A 2,854-nucleotide genomic window follows, 5' to 3' on the forward strand; every position below is an offset into this window, starting at 1 on the left:
ACTTAAAGCATGTAGTAGGAGCTAATGCACAGGAAGAAATAGAAATCCCAATTTATAATTTAACTACAGATGTTCTTGTTGATAAAAAGGGAAACACTTTAAGCTCACTAGATGTTACTAAAAAAGAGGATTTAGACAAAAATCTTAGTATAGTTGATGCAGCTATTAACACTGTTAATTCTGTAAGAAGTAGATATGGAGCTATTCAAAATAGGATGGAAACATCTTCAGAAAACTTAGGTGGTAGCTCATTTAATTTACAAAATGCAGAAAGTAGAATTAGAGATACTGATGTAGCTTTAGAAATGGCAGAATATGCAAGGACTTCAGTCCTACATGAAACTTCAATTGCATTAATGCAACAAACCAATAGATTTCCACAAGAAATTTTAAGAGTACTTGAAAATATGAAGTAAATAATTAGGGGAAGTTCTTAGAACTTCTCTTTTTTTTATAAGTTTAATTAAATTTTAATAATTACATATTGACAGGTAAAAAATGTATTAAAATATAAATTTAAATAAAACTTTTAAAAATATTAATAAAAATACGAAAAATGTAGAAAAGTTATCGTCATTTTATATTAAAATATTATAGAAAAATAATTTATATTAAATTATAATGTTAATGCAGGTAATATTTACATACTATTAGTTGAATAATTATATTTTTTAATTTAAATAAAAGAATTAACAAAAATAATGAATTAAAATGTAAAATAGAATATTTATTGGGGGGAGAAGGTTATGAATATTGGTAATGATGTTTCAATGCAATTTATTAAATTAGGATTAGATGCCTCTGCATTAAGGGGGAAGGTTATAGCTAATAATATGGCAAATATTAATACTGATAATTTTAAAAAATCCTATGTTTCTTTCGAAGAAAACTTAGATAATGCAAAAAATGAATTTACATTAAAAAGAACTAAAAAAGTGCATTTAAATGGAGAATTAAATGATTCCTTAATATCTGTTAAGGAAGATAATAGTACAAGTATGAGAACAGATGGTAATAATGTAGATATGGATTTGGAAAAAGTGAATCAAGCTTCTAATACTTTAATGTATAATGCTCTAATAACTCAAGCAAATTCAAAACTTAATATGACTAAGGCTGTAATATCAGGAGGTAATGTATAATTATGGGACTATTTAATACTATGAGAATAAGTGCCAGCGGCTTATCTGCTGAAAGACTAAGAATGGATACTATAACATCTAATATGACAAATGCAACAACAACTAGAGGGGAAGATGGAAATCCCTATGTAAGGAAAATAGCTATTTTCCAAGAAAATTTGGATAAGGAAAAGGGATTAAATGGAGTTAAGGCTGTGGGTATAGTAGATGACAAATCACCCTTAAAAAAAGTATATGATCCTACACATCCAGATTCAGATGAAAATGGATATGTTACTATGCCAAATGTAAATTTATTAAATGAAATGGCAGACATGATTGCAGCATCTAGGTCATATGAGGCTAATATAGATACACTAAATGCAACAAAAAGTATGTTTACAAAAACATTAGAGTTAGGGAGGTAGCTTGTAGTGATAATTAATAATTTTGTTCCACTAGAAAAGATTTTTGAAAACACTAATACAGATTCTGCTATTAGTAATAATAATCCTTCGAGTAAATTTCAAGATATTCTAAAGGAAAATTTAGATAAGGTAAATCAAGATCAGATAGAGGCAGATAACATAACTAATGATTTCATTGCAGGAAAAGATGTAGACATCCATGAAATGGTTCTTAGTATGGAGGAAGCAAAGATGTCACTTCAACTAGCTATTCAAGTAAGAAATAAAGTTGTAGAGGCAGTTCAAGAATTAAATAGAATGCAATTGTAATACGAAGGAGTGCTATTATTAATGGAGAAGCTTAAGGAGATTCTTAGTAAGCTATGGGGAAGATTTAAGACATTTAATAAGGGTATAAGAATTGCCGTAATTGTTACAATAATTACTTTTATTATTGCGATTATATCAATGTTTTTTTACAACTCATCAACTAAGTATAAAGTTTTATTTTCTAGCTTAGAAGCAACAGACGCCCAAGTTGTAATTAATAAGCTAAATGAGAAAAAAGTAGACATGAAAATAGAAGGAGATACAATACTAGTACCAAAATCTCAAGTAGACCAATTAAGATTAGAATTGGCACCAGAGTTATCAGATGGAAGTACTGGTTATGAACTTATGGACTCAGGTAGTTCTTTTGGAATGACTGATGAAGAATTTAAACTTAAAAAATTAAGAATGCAGCAAGGGGAATTAGAAAAAACTATTAAAAGCTTCCCTCAAGTTGAAACTGCAAGAATACATATAACACCATCAAAGGATTCAGTATTTGTAGAAGATAAGGAACCAGGCAAAGCTGCTGTTTATTTAAAAATATCTTCTGGCAATAAATTAACTAGGGAGCAAGTTAAGTCAATAGTAGCACTTGTTTCAAAAAGTACAGAGAATGTACCAGAAGAAAATATTGAAGTTGTAGATGATAATATGAACCTATTAACAGAAGGTTTATTTGATGAAGATAATGTAGCTGTCAGCTCAGATGCTATAAGCCAACAGTTTTCATTAGAGAAGAAATATGAAGAAGAACTTCAAAAGTCTATTATTCAGTTATTAGAACCAGTAGTAGGAAAGGGCAAGGTTAAAACTTCTGTAAATGTAGATTTAGATTTTGATTCAAGACAAAAAACAGAAACAATAGTAGATCCTAATAAAGTTATAGTAAGTCAGCAAGTAATAAAAGAAATAAATGGTGAAAATGCTGGTGAATCTACTGCTAGTCCAGTAGATAACAATATGGGTAATACTATAGATGAAGAAAATAATAAT

Annotated in this window: 5 protein-coding genes; all 5 read left to right on the forward strand. The window is 28.5% G+C overall.

Annotated elements, in window-relative coordinates; all coding sequences use genetic code 11:
* Positions 1 to 416: flagellin (locus HUJ77_RS15275; protein ID WP_291710111.1), on the forward strand; the 416-nt coding region annotated here is incomplete at its 5' end.
* A gap of 330 nt (positions 417 to 746) precedes the next feature.
* Positions 747 to 1,142 carry a flagellar basal body rod protein FlgB gene (gene flgB / locus HUJ77_RS15280; RefSeq protein WP_291710113.1) on the forward strand — a complete coding sequence of 132 codons (396 nt, stop codon included), beginning with the start codon at positions 747 to 749 and terminating at the stop codon, positions 1,140 to 1,142.
* 2 nt (positions 1,143 to 1,144) lie between these two features.
* Entirely contained in the window at positions 1,145 to 1,549 is a 405-nt protein-coding gene (gene flgC, locus HUJ77_RS15285) for a flagellar basal body rod protein FlgC (protein ID WP_291710115.1), read from the forward strand.
* A gap of 39 nt (positions 1,550 to 1,588) precedes the next feature.
* Positions 1,589 to 1,858: a flagellar hook-basal body complex protein FliE gene (gene fliE / locus HUJ77_RS15290; protein ID WP_291710118.1), complete on the forward strand. Its 270-nt coding sequence runs from the start codon at positions 1,589 to 1,591 to the stop codon at positions 1,856 to 1,858.
* Positions 1,859 to 1,879: 21 nt separating this feature from the next.
* Positions 1,880 to 2,854: flagellar basal-body MS-ring/collar protein FliF (gene fliF, locus HUJ77_RS15295; protein ID WP_291710116.1), on the forward strand; the 975-nt coding region annotated here is incomplete at its 3' end.

The organism is Clostridium sp. (assembly GCF_021443865.1).
GTDB lineage: Bacteria > Bacillota > Clostridia > Clostridiales > Clostridiaceae > Clostridium.